Below are 18,023 nucleotides of genomic sequence, written 5' to 3' on the forward strand. Positions count from 1 at the left end.
ACAAAATACCCGCTTTGCCGGGTATTTTTGTTTGTGCCATAAATCGAGGTCCTGCTTTGCGGATTTCAGACGAAAAAAAACCCGCCGAAGCGGGTTTTTTATAACGAGAAACGATTACTCGTTGTCTGAGCCACCCAGACCTGCGTTCAGCAGTTCTGCCAGGCTTGCGCTCGCATCTTCCGCAGTCACCTGCGGTGCTGCTGGCAGTTCGCCAGCGGCGCGACGGCGCATACGATCCTGGTGGTACGCGTAACCGGTACCGGCCGGGATCAGACGACCCACGATCACGTTCTCTTTCAGGCCGCGCAGTTCATCGCGTTTGCCCGCGACGGCTGCTTCGGTAAGCACACGAGTGGTCTCCTGGAACGATGCCGCGGAGATGAAGGACTCGGTTGCCAGAGACGCTTTGGTGATACCCAGCAGATCGCGTGCATAAGTTGCAGCGATTTTGCCGTTCGCTTCGAGGTCGCGATTAGCGATCTTGACGCGAGAGTATTCAACCTGCTCACCTTCCAGGAAGTCGGAACTTCCTGCGTTAGCGATGGTGGCTTTACGCAGCATCTGACGAACGATAACTTCAATGTGCTTATCGTTGATCTTAACGCCCTGCAGACGGTAAACGTCCTGTACTTCGTTGGTGATATAACGCGTTACCGCGTGTACGCCACGAAGACGCAGAATGTCGTGCGGTGCTTCCGGACCGTCGGAAACCACGTCACCACGTTCTACACGTTCACCTTCAAACACGTTGAGCTGACGCCATTTCGGAATCATCTCTTCGTACGGATCGCTACCGTCAACCGGCGTGATCACCAGACGGCGTTTCCCTTTGGTTTCTTTACCGAAGGAAATGATGCCGCTGATTTCAGCCAGGATTGCCGGCTCTTTCGGACGACGTGCTTCGAACAAGTCCGCAACGCGCGGCAGACCACCGGTAATATCCTTGGTACCGCCGGATTCCTGCGGAATACGCGCCAGGGTGTCACCGGAGCTGATCTGAACGCCATCTTCCAACTGAACAATCGCTTTACCCGGCAGGAAGTACTGTGCAGGCATATCGGTGCCTGGGATCAGTACGTCGTTGCCATTGGCGTCAACGATTTTCAGTGCCGGACGCAGGTCTTTACCGCCCGCGGTACGTTCTGCGGAGTCCAGAACCACCAGCGAAGACAGACCGGTCAGTTCGTCGGTCTGACGAGTAATCGTCTGACCATCGATCATGTCCGTGAAGCGGATGAAACCAGCCACTTCAGTGATAACCGGCATGGTGTGCGGATCCCAGTTTGCAACGGTTTCACCGCCGGCAACCTGCTCGCCATCACCCTTCGCCATTACCGCACCGTAAGGCACTTTATAGCTTTCTTTGGTACGACCGAATTCGTCGATCAGTTTCAGCTCAGTGTTACGGGAGGTGACAACCAGTTTACCGCTGGAGTTAACAACCGACTTCGCATTGCTCAGACGGATGCTACCTTTGTTTTTCACCTGGATGCTGGATTCAGCAGCCGCACGAGATGCCGCACCACCGATGTGGAACGTACGCATCGTCAGCTGTGTACCCGGTTCACCGATGGACTGTGCCGCGATAACGCCGATGGCTTCACCTTTGTTGATGATGTGGCCACGCGCCAGGTCACGACCGTAGCAGTGGGCACACACACCAAAGTCGGTGTCACAAGATACAACGGAACGCACTTTGACGGAGTCAACAGAGTTCGCTTCCAGCAGGTCACACCACTGTTCGTGCAGCAGCGTGTTGCGCGGAACCAGAATATCTGCGGTGCCCGGCTTCAGAATGTCTTCAGCAGTCACACGACCCAGAACGCGATCGCGCAGCGGCTCTTTAACATCGCCACCTTCGATAACCGGCGTCATGGTGATCCCTTCGAGGGTGCCACAATCGTCTTCGGTGACAACCAGATCCTGCGCCACGTCTACCAGACGACGCGTCAGGTAACCGGAGTTCGCCGTTTTCAGTGCGGTATCCGCCAGACCTTTACGCGCACCGTGCGTGGAGATGAAGTACTGGAGTACGTTCAGACCTTCACGGAAGTTCGCGGTGATCGGCGTTTCGATGATGGAGCCATCCGGCTTCGCCATCAGACCACGCATACCCGCAAGCTGACGAATCTGGGCTGCGGAACCACGCGCACCGGAGTCGGCCATCATGTAGATGCTGTTAAAGGAAACCTGCTGCTCTTCAACGCCGTCACGGTTAATAACGGTTTCAGTTTGCAGGTTGTCCATCATCGCTTTGGATACGCGATCGTTCGCCGCGGCCCAAATATCGATAACTTTGTTATAGCGTTCGCCAGCGGTTACCAGACCAGACTGGAACTGCTCCTGAATCTCAGCAACTTCAGCTTCCGCTTCGCTGATGATCTCGTGTTTCTTCTCCGGGATGACCATGTCATCAATACCCACGGATGCACCTGAACGCGCTGCATAAGCAAAGCCGGTGTACATCGTCTGGTCCGCGAAGATAACGGTCGGTTTCAGGCCCAGAATGCGGTAACAGGTGTTCAGCATTTTGGAGATTGCTTTCTTGCCCAGCGCCTGGTTGACGATGGAGAAAGGCAGACCTTTCGGAACGATCATCCACAGAATGGCACGGCCAACGGTCGTGTCTTTCAGGCTGGTGTTCGCTACGAACTCGCCGTTAGCGTCTTTTTCATATTCGGTGATACGCACTTTAACGCGCGCATGCAGAGAGGCCAGGCCAGCGCGATAAATACGCTCAGCTTCTTTCGGGCCAGTCAGCACCATGCCTTCGCCTTTGGCGTTAACACAGTCACGGGTCATGTAGTACAGACCCAGTACCACGTCCTGAGACGGAACGATGATTGGTTCGCCGTTCGCCGGAGACAGGATGTTGTTGGTAGACATCATCAACGCACGCGCTTCCAGCTGGGCTTCCAGCGTCAGCGGTACGTGAACTGCCATCTGGTCACCATCGAAGTCGGCGTTATAGGCCGCACAAACCAGCGGGTGCAGCTGGATTGCTTTACCTTCGATCAGAACCGGTTCAAACGCCTGGATACCCAAACGGTGCAGGGTTGGTGCACGGTTCAGCAGTACCGGGTGTTCGCGGATAACTTCGTCCAGGATATCCCAAACGACAGCTTCTTCGCGCTCAACCATTTTCTTCGCGGCTTTGATGGTGGTGGCGAGGCCACGCAGTTCCAGCTTGCCGTAAATGAACGGTTTGAACAGTTCCAGTGCCATTTTCTTCGGCAGGCCGCACTGATGCAGACGCAGGTATGGACCTACGGTGATGACGGAACGACCGGAGTAGTCAACACGCTTACCGAGCAGGTTCTGACGGAAACGACCCTGTTTACCTTTGATCATATCGGCCAAAGATTTCAGCGGACGTTTGTTGGAACCGGTGATCGCACGACCGCGACGGCCGTTATCCAGCAGGGCGTCAACCGCTTCCTGCAGCATACGTTTTTCGTTGCGTACGATGATGTCCGGCGCCGCCAGGTCCAGCAGGCGTTTCAGACGGTTGTTACGGTTGATCACGCGACGATACAGATCGTTCAGATCCGACGTTGCGAAACGACCACCGTCCAGCGGAACCAGCGGACGCAGGTCCGGCGGCAGCACTGGCAGAACGGTCAGGATCATCCACTCCGGTTTGTTACCAGACTGTACGAAGGCTTCCAGCAGTTTGATACGCTTGGTCAGCTTCTTACGTTTGGTTTCGGAGTTGGTTTCGTTCAGCTCTTCGCGCAGCTGTTCGCATTCCTGGTCCAGATCCATGCTTTTCAGCAGGGCCTGGATCGCTTCTGCGCCCATTTTCGCGTCGAATTCATCACCGAACTCTTCCAGCGCGTCCAGGTACTGTTCTTCGGTCAGGATCTGGTTACGTTCCAGATTGGTCATACCGCCTTCGATAACCACATAGGATTCGAAGTACAGAACACGTTCGATATCGCGCAGCGGCATATCCAGCAGCAGGCCGATACGGGACGGCAGAGATTTCAGGAACCAAATGTGCGCGGTCGGAGATGCCAGTTCGATGTGGCCCATGCGCTCACGACGCACTTTAGTCTGGGTCACTTCAACGCCGCACTTCTCACAAATCACACCGCGGTGTTTCAGGCGCTTGTACTTACCGCACAGGCACTCGTAGTCTTTTACTGGCCCGAAAATACGCGCACAGAAAAGGCCGTCACGTTCAGGTTTGAACGTACGGTAGTTGATGGTTTCCGGCTTTTTAACTTCACCAAAAGACCATGAACGGATCATGTCTGGCGAAGCCAGAGCAATTTTGATCGCATCAAACTCTTCGGTTTTAGTTTGCGCTTTCAGAAACTTTAATAAGTCTTTCACGGATTTGCTCCCGTCGGAGTTAGCACAATCTGGTGTCGGGAGTTACCCCGACACCAGTGACCTGTTTGAGCGAGAGTTACTCGTCTTCCAGCTCGATGTTGATACCCAGCGAACGAATCTCTTTCAACAGTACGTTGAAGGACTCTGGCATACCCGGTTCCATCTGATGATTGCCGTCCACGATGTTTTTATACATCTTGGTACGACCGTTCACGTCATCAGACTTAACGGTAAGCATTTCCTGCAGGGTGTATGCCGCGCCGTATGCTTCCAGCGCCCACACTTCCATCTCCCCGAAGCGCTGACCACCGAACTGCGCCTTACCACCCAGCGGCTGCTGAGTAACCAGGCTGTAAGAACCGGTGGAACGCGCATGCATCTTGTCATCAACCAGGTGGTTCAGTTTCAGCATGTACATGTAGCCAACGGTAACCTGGCGCTCGAATTGCTCACCGGTACGACCGTCGAACAGCGTGATCTGACCGGAAGTCGGCAGGCCACCCAGCTGTAACAGTTCCTTGATTTCAGACTCTTTCGCACCGTCGAATACCGGCGTTGCGATCGGCATGCCTTTGCGCAGGTTTTCTGCCAGACGCAGAACTTCCTCATCGCTGAAGGTGCTCAGGTCGACTTTCTGACGAACGTCAGCACCCAGATCGTACGCACGCTGGATGAACTCGCGCAGTTTCGCGACTTCTTGCTGCTGTTTCAGCATGGCGTTGATCTTATCGCCAATACCTTTCGCAGCCATACCCAGGTGGGTTTCGAGGATCTGACCGATGTTCATACGAGACGGTACGCCCAGCGGGTTCAGTACGATGTCTACCGGCGTGCCGTTTTCATCGTAAGGCATATCTTCGATCGGGTTGATCTTAGAAATAACACCCTTGTTACCGTGACGACCTGCCATTTTGTCACCCGGCTGGATCTGACGTTTAACGGCCAGATAAACCTTAACAATCTTCAGCACGCCCGGTGCCAGATCGTCGCCTTGAGTGATTTTGCGGCGTTTCGCTTCGAGTTTTTTCTCGAACTCGTGTTTCAGTTCGTCATACTGCTCAGCCAGCTGTTCCAGCTGATTTTGTTTCGCTTCGTCGGTCAGGCCGAGTTCCAGCCAGCGGTCGCGCGGTAGTTTGTCGAGCTTGTCAGCTTCAACGCCACCGGAAACCAGCACGGTATGGATACGGCTAAACAGGCCAGCTTCGAGGATCTGCAATTCTTCAGACAGGTCTTTCTTCGCCTGCTTCAGCTGCATCTCTTCGATTTCCAGCGCACGTTTGTCTTTTTCCACGCCATCGCGGGTGAAGACCTGAACGTCGATAACAGTACCGGAAACACCGTTTGGTACGCGCAGAGAAGAGTCTTTAACGTCAGACGCTTTCTCACCGAAGATCGCGCGCAGCAGTTTCTCTTCTGGTGTCAGCTGGGTTTCACCTTTCGGCGTTACCTTACCAACCAAAATGTCGCCGCCGGTCACTTCTGCACCGATGTAAACGATACCGGATTCATCCAGTTTGGAGAGCGCAGCTTCACCCACGTTCGGGATGTCGGCAGTGATCTCTTCCGGCCCCAGTTTGGTGTCACGGGACACACAAGCCAGTTCCTGGATGTGAATAGTGGTGAAACGATCTTCCTGAACCACACGTTCGGAGACGAGAATGGAGTCTTCGAAGTTGTAACCGTTCCACGGCATGAACGCTACGCGCATGTTCTGACCGAGCGCCAGTTCACCGAGGTCGGTGGACGGACCGTCTGCCAGCACGTCGCCGCGCTCAATTGGCTCACCCAGATACACACACGGCATCTGGTTGATGCAGGTGTTCTGGTTAGAACGGGTGTATTTGGTCAGGTTATAAATGTCGATACCTGCTTCGCCCGGGTACATCTCGTCTTCGTTAACTTTGATAACGATACGGGAGGCATCCACGTACTGAACGGTACCGCCACGTTTAGCAACGGCGGTTACACCGGAGTCAACGGCAACAGCTCGTTCCATACCGGTACCAACCAGCGGCTTATCAGCGCGCAGAGTCGGAACCGCCTGACGTTGCATGTTCGCACCCATCAATGCACGGTTGGCGTCATCGTGTTCCAGGAACGGGATCAGGGACGCACCGACGGAAACCACCTGCTGGGTGGAAACGTCCATGTAGTCAACCTGGTCTGCGCTGAACAGGCTGGATTCGCCTTTGCTGCGGCAGGTCACCAGATCTTCTGCAAAACGACCTTCATCCGTCAGGTTGGTGTTCGCCTGAGCGATAACGTAGTTACCTTCTTCAATTGCAGAAAGGTAATGGATCTCGTCAGTCACCACGCCGTCAGTGACTTTACGGTACGGCGTTTCGAGGAAGCCGTATTCGTTAGTCTGTGCGTACACGGACAGGGAGTTGATCAGACCGATGTTCGGACCTTCAGGCGTTTCGATCGGACATACACGACCGTAGTGGGTCGGGTGAACGTCTCGAACTTCAAAGCCTGCACGCTCACGGGTCAGACCGCCTGGGCCGAGTGCGGAGATACGACGTTTGTGCGTAATCTCAGACAGCGGGTTGTTCTGATCCATAAACTGAGACAGCTGGCTGGAACCGAAGAACTCTTTCACTGCGGCAGAGATTGGCTTGGCGTTGATCATGTCCTGCGGCATCAGGGTATCCAGATCGCCCAGAGACAGGCGCTCTTTCACCGCACGTTCTACACGCACCAGGCCAACGCGGAATTGGTTTTCCGCCATTTCGCCAACGGAACGGATACGACGGTTGCCGAGGTGGTCGATATCATCCACTTCACCGATGCCGTTACGGATACCGATGAGCTTTTTCATCACTTCGATGATGTCTTCTTTGCTCAGGATACCGGAACCTTCGATGCTGTCGCGCAGCAGAGAACGGTTGAACTTCATACGACCAACCGCAGACAGATCGTAGCGGTCTTCGGAGAAGAACAAGTTCTCGAACAGGCTTTCAGCCGCTTCGCGAGTCGGCGGCTCACCAGGGCGCATCATGCGGTAGATTTCTACCAGCGCGCTCAGGCGATCGTTGGTCGGGTCGACACGTACAGTTTCAGAAATGTACGGACCGTGGTCCAGATCGTTGGTGAACAGAGTTTCGATACGTTTGTGACCAGATTGGCTCAGCTTAGCCAGCAGATCGAGCGACAGCTCCATGTTTGCCGGGCAGATCAGTTCGCCAGTGGATTCGTCAACGTAGTCTTTAGAGGCAACTTTGCCTGCGATGTACTCAACCGGGACTTCGATATGTTGGATTTCGTCTTTTTCCAGCTGACGAATATGGCGCGCAGTGATGCGACGGCCTTTCTCAACATACATTTTGCCGTTCGCTTCGATATCGAAAGACGCGGTTTCACCACGCAGGCGTTCCGGCACCAGTTCCATCTGCAGCTTGTTGTCGCGGATTTCAAAGGCAACTTTTTCAAAGAACAGGTCAAGGATCTGCTCAGTGGTGTAGTTCAGCGCGCGCAGAATAATGGTAGCTGGCAGCTTACGACGACGGTCGATACGAACGAACAGGTTGTCTTTCGGATCGAATTCAAAGTCCAGCCATGACCCACGGTAAGGAATAATACGTGCGTTATAAAGCACCTTACCAGATGAGTGGGTTTTACCCTTGTCGCTGTCAAAGAAGACACCAGGGCTACGGTGCAGCTGAGAAACGATAACACGCTCAGTACCGTTGATAACAAAGGTACCGTTGTCGGTCATGAGCGGAATTTCGCCCATGTAGACTTCTTGTTCTTTAATGTCTTTAACGGTGCCTTCCGGCGCTTCGCGCTCGTAGATCACCAGACGCAGTTTTACGCGCAGCGGAGCGGAATACGTTACGCCACGGATCTGACATTCTTTAACATCAAATACGGGTTCGCCAAGACGGTAGCTGACGTATTGCAGTTCCGAATTGCCGCTGTAGCTTTTAATCGGGAACACGGAGCGGAACGCCGCTTCGAGACCGTACTGGCCTTCAGGATCTTGCTCGATGAACTTCTGGAACGAGTCAAGCTGGATAGAAAGGAGATATGGAACATCCAGTACTTGTGGACGTTTACCAAAATCCTTACGAATACGTTTTTTCTCGGTATAGGAGTAAACCATAGGGTTCCTCAGCTCGCTGACAAGTCGACCCACTCTGTCCATAGAAAAGGACAGTTTATGCAACACTATTTTTTTGACCGGAAAGTGGAGCACTTTCCGCAATGCTTGTTGCTATCACGCTTAAATCATTTCATTGCGGTTTACACAGAAGAGGCCTTCTGTCGCAGTATATTAAGTCGTCGATAGAAACAAGCATTGTAAAGGCTACTGGCAGTCAAACAGTGTGAAACGCTACCGGCACCTTTTACAGCGCAAAAAGGCTGGTGACCAAAAAGTCACCAGCCATCAGCCTAATTCCTCAGGCTGCAACCGGAAGGGTTGGCTTATTTAACTTCAACTTCAGCGCCAGCTTCTTCCAGAGATTTTTTCAGAGCTTCAGCGTCATCTTTGCTCACGCCTTCTTTCAGAGCGGCCGGAGCAGATTCTACCAGGTCTTTAGCTTCTTTCAGACCCAGGCCAGTTGCGCCACGTACTGCTTTGATAACAGCAACTTTGTTAGCGCCAGCGGCTTTCAGAATTACGTCGAACTCAGTTTTTTCTTCAGCAGCTTCAGCAGCCGGGCCAGCAGCAACAGCTACAGCAGCAGCAGCGGAAACACCGAATTTTTCTTCCATTGCAGAAATCAGTTCTACAACGTCCATTACGGACATAGCGGCAACTGCTTCAATGATTTGATCTTTAGTGATAGACATTTAAATTGTTCCTGAATATCAGAATAAGTTTATACGTAAGCGAATGCGTTATAGAGAAAACTGCGATTAAGCAGCTTCTTTCGCATCGCGTACAGCAGCCAGAGTGCGAACCAGTTTGCCAGCAGAGGCTTCTTTCATGGTTGCCATCAGGCGTGCAATTGCTTCTTCGTATGTCGGCAGGGTTGCCAGGCGATCGATTTGCGATGCCGGGATCAACTCACCTTCAAAGGCAGCGGCTTTGACCTCAAATTTTGCATTCGCTTTCGCGAAATCTTTGAACAGACGAGCAGCAGCGCCCGGGTGTTCCATAGAATATGCAATCAGGGTCGGACCAACGAACGCGTCTTTCAGGCACTCAAACTGAGTACCCTCAACAACACGGCGCAGCAGGGTGTTACGAACAACACGCATGTAAACGCCGGCTTCGCGACCTGCTTTACGCAGTTCGGTCATTTTATCTACGGTAACGCCACGGGAATCCGCAACAACCGCAGACAGCGCGCCTTTGGCTACTTCGCTGACTTCAGCAACAATCGCTTGTTTGTCTTGAAGATTTAAAGCCATTAGCTTTGCTCCTGGATGTTTGCCAGGGCTCTTGCCCTGGAACTCACTTCACTCTTCTCAAAGAAAAGAGCGTCTTAATACGGTGAGCAGAAACAAGCCAAAGAGTACTTAAAAAATATTCTTCAGGTTCTGTCACCGTCTACGCAGGGAATTAAGTTTCTAACGAAACACCTGCGGTCTTCGACGGAGGCCTGGATTAGGCCAGGCTCCAACGAACAAATCTGTTTGCTTGCTAACTTTCGCTAGCAAAACGTGGGGGAAGATTGTAGACAAATCCACCACCCACGTAAAGGCGAATATTAGTTCGCCGCTGCGCTCAGACCAGCCTGGTCTACCGCAACACCAGCACCCATGGTGGTGGAGATACTAACTTTCTTGATGTACACACCTTTCGCCTGCGACGGTTTTGCTTTTTTCAGGGCAACCAGCAGAGACTCCAGGTTTTCTTTCAGTTTGTCAGCGTCAAAGTCCACTTTACCGATGGTGGTGTGGATGATGCCGTTTTTATCGTTACGGTAACGAACCTGACCAGCTTTAGCGTTTTTAACTGCTTCAGCAACGTTCGGCGTTACAGTACCCACTTTCGGGTTCGGCATCAGGCCACGCGGACCCAGAACCTGGCCCAGCTGGCCAACAACGCGCATTGCATCCGGGGAAGCAATAACAACGTCAAAGTTCATTTCGCCTTTCTTGATCTGGTCAGCCAGATCTTCCATACCTACCAGCTCTGCGCCAGCTGCTTTAGCAGCTTCAGCGTTCGGGCCCTGGGCAAATACGGCTACGCGAACAGAACGGCCAGTACCGTGCGGCAGTACAGTTGCACCACGTACGTTCTGGTCAGATTTACGCGCGTCGATACCGAGGTTAACGGCAACGTCTACGCTTTCTACGAATTTAGCAGTGGCCAGCTCTTTCAGCAGAGCAATGGCTTCGTTGATGTCGTACTGTTTGGTCGCATCAACTTTGTCACGGATCACGCGCATGCGCTTGGTCAGTTTAGCCATTTCTTAATCCTCCACTACCAGGCCCATGGAACGAGCAGTACCTTCGATTGAGCGAGTCATCGCTTCAATGTCAGCACCGGTCATGTCCGCGGCTTTAGTCTGAGCGATTTCCTGCAGCTGAGCGCGGGAGATTTTGCCCACTTTGTCTTTGTTCGGCTTGCCGGAACCAGACTTGATACCAGCCGCTTTCTTCAGCAGAACTGCTGCCGGAGGCGTTTTGGTAACGAAAGTGAAGGAACGGTCAGCGTAAACGGTTATAACAACCGGAATCGGCAGACCTTTTTCCATGGAATCAGTTTTCGCGTTGAACGCTTTACAGAATTCCATGATGTTAACACCCTGCTGACCCAGAGCCGGACCGACCGGCGGGCTCGGGTTTGCCATGCCAGCTGCAACCTGCAGCTTGACGTAGGCCTGGACTTTCTTAGCCATTGAAATTTCCTCGTTTGGGTATAGCGCCCCGAAAGGCTCCCCGTGTTTAAATGCGTTTTACGGGTACGAGACCCATAAAAACAAAAGGCGCGAAATTGTATGTCAATTTCGCGCCCTGCGCAACGTTTGATCGCCGAATATTTAGGCTTTTTCGACCTGGCTGAAATCCAGTTCTACCGGAGTCGCACGACCGAAGATAGAAACAGAAACTTTCAGGCGGGACTTCTCATAGTCCACTTCTTCAACCACACCGTTAAAGTCGGCGAACGGACCATCGCTAACGCGGACCATTTCACCCGGTTCAAACAGCGTTTTCGGACGCGGCTTATCACCCACCTGCTGCAGGCGGTTCATGATCGCATCCACTTCTTTGTCGCTAATTGGTGCCGGACGATCGGAAGTACCACCGATGAAGCCCATTACGCGCGGAACGCTGCGTACCAGGTGCCAGCTGGCGTCATTCATCACCATCTGCACGAGCACGTAGCCCGGGAAGAATTTGCGTTCGCTTTTGCGACGCTGGCCACCACGGATTTCGACCACTTCTTCGGTCGGAACCATGACTTCACCAAACAACTCTTCCATATTGTGTAATTTGATATGCTCACGCAGCGACGTCGCTACGCGGCCTTCAAAACCGGAAAACGCCTGAACGACGTACCAGCGCTTTTTAGGAGCTTCAGACATCTCAGAACCTCAGGCCAGTGATAAAGGAAACCAGGCGGACCAGAATACCATCCAGTCCCCACAGGATCAGTGACATGACTGCGGTTACCGCAGCCACGATCAATGTGGTGTGCAATGTTTCCTGACGAGTGGGCCAAATCACTTTACGTACTTCGGTTCTCGCTTCACGGGCAAAAGCAACGGTCGCTTTACCCTTCGTCGTCAACAGCGCGACACCACCTGCTGCAGCAATCAGAATTACAACTGCCAGCGCGCGGAGCGGCAGCATCATGTCACGATAAAGATAGTTGCCTACGATAGCCACGAGCAGCAGTACAGCAACAACAACCCACTTCATCGCTTCCAGGCCGCGCCCGCTCCCTTGAGCTTCGGTATTCGCACTCATAAACCAACCTGTCACAAGAATTCAGACAAAGATTTTTGCCCCGCATAAGCGAGGCAACCAAACCGAAATGCTCTGGCGAGTTTCGGACTAACGCCCTCTTCAGAGCCTGTCTCAGCAATGATTATGACAAATAAAATCACTGATGAGCCAGGTTCTGGTTCGAAAGCGTACAAAAAGGGCATCAAATGATGCCCTTTTCTTGCGCATTGCGTCAAATGTTATCAGCGATTAACCGAGAACTTTTGCTACAACGCCCGCGCCAACGGTACGGCCGCCTTCACGGATTGCGAAACGCAGACCATCGTCCATTGCAATCGGGTGAATCAGGGTAACAACCATTTTGATGTTGTCGCCCGGCATTACCATCTCCACGCCTTCCGGCAGTTCGATGGTGCCAGTCACGTCAGTTGTACGGAAGTAGAACTGCGGACGGTAGCCTTTGAAGAACGGAGTATGACGGCCGCCTTCATCTTTGGACAGGATGTAAACTTCTGATTCGAATTTGGTGTGCGGCTTGATGGAACCCGGCTTAGCCAGTACCTGACCACGTTCGATTTCTTCACGTTTGATACCACGCAGCAGAACGCCTACGTTCTCACCAGCACGGCCTTCGTCCAGCAGTTTGCGGAACATTTCTACGCCGGTACAGGTGGATTTCGCGGTGTCTTTGATACCAACGATCTCAACTTCTTCACCCACTTTGATGATACCGCGCTCTACACGACCGGTAACAACGGTACCACGACCGGAGATGGAGAATACGTCTTCGATCGGCAGCAGGAACGGCTTGTCAATCGCACGCTCAGGTTCCGGGATGTAAGAATCCAGGAAGCCGGCCAGTTCGATGATTTTCGCTTCCCACTCTGCGTCGCCTTCCAGCGCTTTCAGAGCAGAACCACGGATGATCGGCGTGTCGTCGCCCGGGAAATCGTACTGAGACAGCAGTTCACGAACTTCCATCTCTACCAGTTCCAGCAGCTCTTCGTCATCTACCATGTCACATTTGTTCAGGAACACGATGATGTACGGAACGCCTACCTGACGACCCAGCAGGATGTGCTCACGGGTCTGCGGCATCGGGCCGTCAGTCGCAGCTACAACCAGGATCGCGCCATCCATCTGCGCAGCACCGGTGATCATGTTTTTAACATAGTCGGCGTGGCCCGGGCAGTCTACGTGTGCGTAGTGGCGAGTCGGGGTGTCATATTCAACGTGAGAAGTGTTGATGGTGATACCACGAGCTTTTTCTTCCGGCGCGTTATCGATCTGGTCGAATGCGCGCGCAGCACCGCCGTAGGTTTTAGCCAGTACGGTAGTGATTGCAGCAGTCAGCGTTGTTTTACCATGGTCAACGTGGCCGATAGTACCGACGTTAACGTGCGGTTTTGTACGTTCAAACTTTTCTTTAGACATCGATTGTCCCTCTAAGACACGGATAAATCGGTGATATCACCACATCAACCAGGCAACACGCCCGACTCGTTGAATGCTAAATAACAGAAGAGAAACCAGGGAGGAGAAGTGAAGTGGTGCTGATACCCAGAGTCGAACTGGGGACCTCACCCTTACCAAGGGTGCGCTCTACCAACTGAGCCATATCAGCACGTTTGGAGCGGGCAGCGGGAATCGAACCCGCATCATCAGCTTGGAAGGCTGAGGTAATAGCCATTATACGATGCCCGCATCCTGAAACTCGGCTACCCAGTGCTTTCTGTATTTTCGGGAGAAGACTCTCTCCCTAAGAGTTGATTCACTACTGACACCAACTCAGGTTACGTTTTAGCGTAACCGAAAATGGTGGTGGGGGAAGGATTCGAACCTTCGAAGTCTGTGACGGCAGATTTACAGTCTGCTCCCTTTGGCCGCTCGGGAACCCCACCGGACTTGATGGTGCCGACTACCGGAATCGAACTGGTGACCTACTGATTACAAGTCAGTTGCTCTACCTACTGAGCTAAGTCGGCATCAAGTAGCGCGCATTCTAGGGAGACAGAGGAATGGATGCAACAAAAAAATTGCACAAAATGTTCTATCGCTCACATTTTGCGCGACAACCCGAAGAAATGCTGTAATTTCATGCAACACCGTGGAAAAAACCACCATTTATCACTATCCGGTTTTCTTTTCCGAGGCCTTTTACCTCTATGAATTATCGTTGAGGTATCGCGAAATTTATCTACAAAGATGCAAAAAATTCCAGGGCCGCATAAAAATACTTAATAGCCTCGCCAAGCGCGTGGATTTTGCCTCCAGGCCGCCTTTGTTATGCATGTGGCATCAGTAAATCAGTGAGTTGCTACAATTGTTGAGTAAAGGGCAGAGCGTGATGCTGGCAACGTAACGCTTCATTCGGACGCGATTTTTCATATTATTCGCTGCCATCTGGTGTTAACCTCCTGCCCATTGATCCCACTTATTCAATAACGTCGTGCCATAGCATTATCTAAAGAGACTCTCTTTCATTGCGCTCATGAATAATGTGCAGTGAATGATAATGGCAGGCAGATAAAAGCTTATGAGTAAAAAAGAGCAAACGTTAATGACGCCTTACTTACAGTTTAATCGCAGCCAGTGGGCTGCTCTTCGTGATTCCGTTCCGATGACGCTGACCGAGGGCGAAATCGCGAGATTAAAAGGCATTAATGAAGACCTGTCTTTGGAAGAAGTTGCGGAAATTTATCTTCCACTTTCCCGTTTACTCAATTTCTATATCAGTTCAAACCTGCGCCGTCAGGCCGTGCTTGAACAATTTCTCGGCACCAATGGGCAGCGCATTCCTTATATCATCAGTATCGCTGGTAGCGTCGCAGTGGGTAAAAGCACCACTGCCCGTGTATTGCAGGCGCTGCTGAGCCGCTGGCCAGAACATCGCCGCGTTGAACTCATTACCACCGACGGCTTTTTGCACCCCAACCAGGTATTGAAAGATCGCGGGTTAATGAAGAAGAAAGGGTTCCCACAATCCTACGATATGCATCGTCTCGTGCAGTTCGTATCCGACATTAAATCAGGTGTGACAAATGTGACCGCGCCGGTTTATTCACATCTCATCTACGATGTGATCCCAGAGGGTGATAAAACGGTCGCTCAACCGGATATTCTTATTCTCGAAGGACTCAATGTTTTACAGAGTGGTATGGATTATCCTCATGATCCGCACCACGTTTTTGTTTCGGACTTCGTAGATTTTTCCATTTATGTAGATGCACCTGAAGATCTGTTACAGACCTGGTATATCAATCGCTTCCTGAAATTCCGTGAAGGGGCGTTTACCAATCCGGATTCTTATTTCCACAATTATGCGAAATTATCAAAAGAAGAAGCGATTGAGATCGCCCAGTCGCTGTGGAAAGAAATTAACGGGTTAAATCTTAAAGAAAATATCTTACCCACGCGCGAGCGCGCTAGCCTGATTATGACAAAAAGCGCCAATCATGCAGTTGAGCAAGTGCGCCTGCGTAAATAAACATTAAGGGGAGCATCAACGCTCCCCTTGTTATTATTCCGCACTACGCAGCGATATTTCTCCACCTACCCAAGGCTTAATCACCCTATTCTGTTCAAGCAATAGAGCGCCTTGCGAATCGATCCCGCGAGAAATACCGAATATTTCTTTTTCACCAATAATCAATTTCACCGGACGGTTAATAAAATTATCCAGCACTTCCCAACGGGAGAGAAAAGGCGCAAGGCCGTCTTGCTCGAAGCGCTGCAAGGCGGTTCGTAACTCAATAACCAGACGAGCCGCCAGCAGGTTACGGTCAATGCGCACACCGGCTTCCTGCAAATTAATCCAGCCTTGATTGATATCTTCCGCCTGCGCTTTCCGCATCACCAAGTTGACGCCCGCACCAATCACAATCTGCGCGGCATCGCCCGTTTTGCCGGTTAGTTCGACGAGAATGCCGGCTAGTTTGCGATCTTGAAGATATAGGTCATTTGGCCATTTCACCCGAACCTGATCAGCACCAAGATCGCGTAAAACTTCAGCCATCACGATGCCGATCACCAGGCTTAACCCGATAGCCGCAGCCGGGCCCTGTTCGAGACGCCAGTACATCGAGATATAGAGGTTCGCCCCAAATGGTGATACCCACTTACGACCACGACGTCCGCGCCCTGCTTGCTGATATTCCGCAACGCAGGCATCGCCAGACTGCAATTCACCAAGTCGGTCCAGCAAATATTGGTTGGTTGAATCAATCACAGGCAGAACAGCGACGCTGCCTTGTTTAACCTGGCAACTAATAACTTTTTCATCAAGCAGTTGGATGGGTTCAGGGAGACTGTAGCCCTTGCCCGGCACAGTAAAAACATCCACGCCCCAATCTCGTAGCGTCTGAACATGTTTATTGATGGCGGCACGGCTCATGCCTAAATGCTCGCCAAGCTGTTCGCCGGAGTGGAACTCGCCATTCGCCAGAATAGAGATGAGTGTTAACGGCACGGTATTATCTTTCATGCAATAGCCTCCACTGCGTTTACCTCGCCGGAGCGGCCAATAAACCGTACCTCTGGCTCCAGCCAGACATTAAATTTTTCGCCTACGCGTTGTCGGACTAAATGCGCGAGTTGCACTACATCTTCACTTGTGGCTTGTCCCGCGTTGATGAGCACCAATGCTTGTAAGTGATGGACTGCTGCTCCGCCTACAACAACACCCTTTAACTGACATTGATCGATAAGCCAACCGGCAGCCAGCTTCACGGAGCCATCAGCTTGCGGATAATGTGGAGCATTCGGGAAACCAGCCAGTAAAATGCTGGCCTGCTCAGACGTAATGACCGGGTTTTTAAAGAAGCTACCGGCATTGCCGTTTATTTTTGGATCCGGCAGCTTGCTGGTGCGCATGTGGCACACTGCATCAAAAACCTGTTGTGGCGTAACAGTGGACGGATCAAGGCGAGCCAGCTCACCGTAGGTCAGCACGGGCTGCCAGTTTTTCGTCAAACGTAGCCCTACCGCTGTGATTGCATAGCGATCCTGATATTCATGCTTAAAAATACTGTCGCGATAGCCAAAACGGCAGGCTTGCGCAAGCAAACGTTGCAGCTTTCCGCTGCTGAGCTCTACGCAGTCGACATAATTGCAGACGCGTTGTAACTCTACGCCATACGCACCAATGTTTTGGATAGGAGAAGAGCCTGCACAGCCGGGAATCAGCGCCAGGTTCTCAAGGCCAGGCATTCCTCGCTCAAGAGTAAACTGCACCAGTTTATGCCAGTTCTCACCGGCTCCGACATGCAGAAGCCAGGCATCGGCCTCTTCGCTGACGTCAATACCTTTGATGCGGTTGATAATGATTGTTCCTGCAAAATCTTCCAGGAAAAGCACATTACTGCCTTCGCCAAGGATCATCACAGGCTGCTGGTTTTGCACTGCTGTCTGCCAGGCTTTCAGCAGTTGCGGCGTATTTTCGGCACATACAATGCGCTGGGCATTACGATCAATACCAAAGGTATTCCAGTGCTTAAGGGAGAGATTCATTCACGCTATCCTGATGCAAAAACATGGCTAGTTTACCGCATCCATAAGGTGAGCGCTTGTGGTGTTTCATGGGGATAAAACGCAAAAAGGCCATCCTGACGGATGGCCTCTTCACTTGTCTGATGCCTGGCAGTTCCCTACTCTCGCATGGGGAGACCCCACACTACCATCGGCGCTACGGCGTTTCACTTCTGAGTTCGGCATGGGGTCAGGTGGGACCACCGCGCTAGTGCCGCCAGGCAAATTCTGTTTACCGCATGCAGACTTCTCCTCCGCACCCGGCTTTATCTGTATCAGGCTGAAAATCTTCTCTCTCTCACACCAAAACA

At 52.1% G+C, this 18,023-nt stretch carries 12 protein-coding genes, 4 tRNA genes and 1 rRNA gene; 1 reads left to right on the top strand and 16 read right to left on the bottom strand.

The features are described 5' to 3' along the window. Positions 1-114: 114 nt before the first annotated feature. From rpoC to AAEY27_RS21010, 13 genes are all read right to left on the bottom strand, one after another. Positions 115-4,338, bottom strand: a complete 4,224-nt coding sequence (gene rpoC / locus AAEY27_RS20950; RefSeq protein WP_342322702.1) for a DNA-directed RNA polymerase subunit beta' — start codon at positions 4,336-4,338, stop codon at positions 115-117. Between the two features lie 76 nt (positions 4,339-4,414). Further along, positions 4,415-8,443 (bottom strand): DNA-directed RNA polymerase subunit beta, encoded by a 4,029-nt coding sequence (gene rpoB / locus AAEY27_RS20955; RefSeq protein ID WP_342322703.1) that lies wholly within the window; start codon positions 8,441-8,443, stop codon positions 4,415-4,417. Positions 8,444-8,766: 323 nt separating this feature from the next. Next, positions 8,767-9,135: a 50S ribosomal protein L7/L12 gene (gene rplL / locus AAEY27_RS20960; RefSeq protein WP_035890291.1), complete on the bottom strand. Its 369-nt coding sequence runs from the start codon at positions 9,133-9,135 to the stop codon at positions 8,767-8,769. A 66-nt stretch (positions 9,136-9,201) separates the two neighbouring features. Next, positions 9,202-9,699: a 50S ribosomal protein L10 gene (gene rplJ / locus AAEY27_RS20965; protein ID WP_007704673.1), complete on the bottom strand. Its 498-nt coding sequence runs from the start codon at positions 9,697-9,699 to the stop codon at positions 9,202-9,204. A gap of 299 nt (positions 9,700-9,998) precedes the next feature. After that, positions 9,999-10,703, bottom strand: coding sequence for a 50S ribosomal protein L1 (gene rplA, locus AAEY27_RS20970; RefSeq protein WP_342322704.1), 705 nt, complete (start codon positions 10,701-10,703; stop codon positions 9,999-10,001). Between the two features lie 3 nt (positions 10,704-10,706). Then, on the bottom strand, positions 10,707-11,135 hold the full coding sequence (gene rplK, locus AAEY27_RS20975; protein WP_006688357.1) for a 50S ribosomal protein L11: 429 nt from the start codon (positions 11,133-11,135) through the stop codon (positions 10,707-10,709). 141 nt (positions 11,136-11,276) lie between these two features. Continuing rightward, positions 11,277-11,822, bottom strand: coding sequence for a transcription termination/antitermination protein NusG (gene nusG / locus AAEY27_RS20980; protein WP_006816549.1), 546 nt, complete (start codon positions 11,820-11,822; stop codon positions 11,277-11,279). Between the two features lies 1 nt (position 11,823). Continuing rightward, a complete protein-coding gene (secE, locus tag AAEY27_RS20985) occupies positions 11,824-12,207 on the bottom strand; it encodes a preprotein translocase subunit SecE (protein ID WP_003033128.1) in 384 nt (127 codons plus the stop codon). A 228-nt stretch (positions 12,208-12,435) separates the two neighbouring features. Beyond that, positions 12,436-13,620 (bottom strand): elongation factor Tu, encoded by a 1,185-nt coding sequence (tuf, locus tag AAEY27_RS20990; protein ID WP_342322705.1) that lies wholly within the window; start codon positions 13,618-13,620, stop codon positions 12,436-12,438. A gap of 114 nt (positions 13,621-13,734) precedes the next feature. Continuing rightward, a tRNA-Thr gene (locus AAEY27_RS20995) sits at positions 13,735-13,810 on the bottom strand. A gap of 5 nt (positions 13,811-13,815) precedes the next feature. Continuing rightward, positions 13,816-13,890, bottom strand: a tRNA-Gly gene (locus tag AAEY27_RS21000). 112 nt (positions 13,891-14,002) lie between these two features. Further along, positions 14,003-14,087 (bottom strand) — tRNA-Tyr (locus AAEY27_RS21005). An 8-nt stretch (positions 14,088-14,095) separates the two neighbouring features. Beyond that, positions 14,096-14,171 (bottom strand) — tRNA-Thr (locus AAEY27_RS21010). A 551-nt stretch (positions 14,172-14,722) separates the two neighbouring features. Here AAEY27_RS21010 and coaA point away from each other — a divergent pair. Next, positions 14,723-15,673, top strand: a complete 951-nt coding sequence (coaA, locus tag AAEY27_RS21015) for a type I pantothenate kinase (protein WP_342322706.1) — start codon at positions 14,723-14,725, stop codon at positions 15,671-15,673. Between the two features lie 33 nt (positions 15,674-15,706). On the opposite strand, the gene birA is transcribed toward coaA, so the two are convergent. The 3 genes from birA to rrf form a co-directional block, all read right to left on the bottom strand. Continuing rightward, complete coding sequence (gene birA / locus AAEY27_RS21020) at positions 15,707-16,669, bottom strand: bifunctional biotin--[acetyl-CoA-carboxylase] ligase/biotin operon repressor BirA (protein WP_342322707.1); 963 nt, start codon at positions 16,667-16,669, stop codon at positions 15,707-15,709. Continuing rightward, entirely contained in the window at positions 16,666-17,694 is a 1,029-nt protein-coding gene (gene murB, locus AAEY27_RS21025) for a UDP-N-acetylmuramate dehydrogenase (RefSeq protein WP_342322708.1), read from the bottom strand. Before murB ends, birA begins: the two co-directional genes overlap by 4 nt. A gap of 124 nt (positions 17,695-17,818) precedes the next feature. Further along, positions 17,819-17,934: ribosomal RNA gene (gene rrf / locus AAEY27_RS21030) — 5S ribosomal RNA — on the bottom strand. Positions 17,935-18,023 lie beyond the last annotated feature (89 nt).

Source organism: Kosakonia sp. BYX6 (assembly GCF_038449125.1).
GTDB classification, from domain to species: domain Bacteria; phylum Pseudomonadota; class Gammaproteobacteria; order Enterobacterales; family Enterobacteriaceae; genus Kosakonia; species Kosakonia calanthes.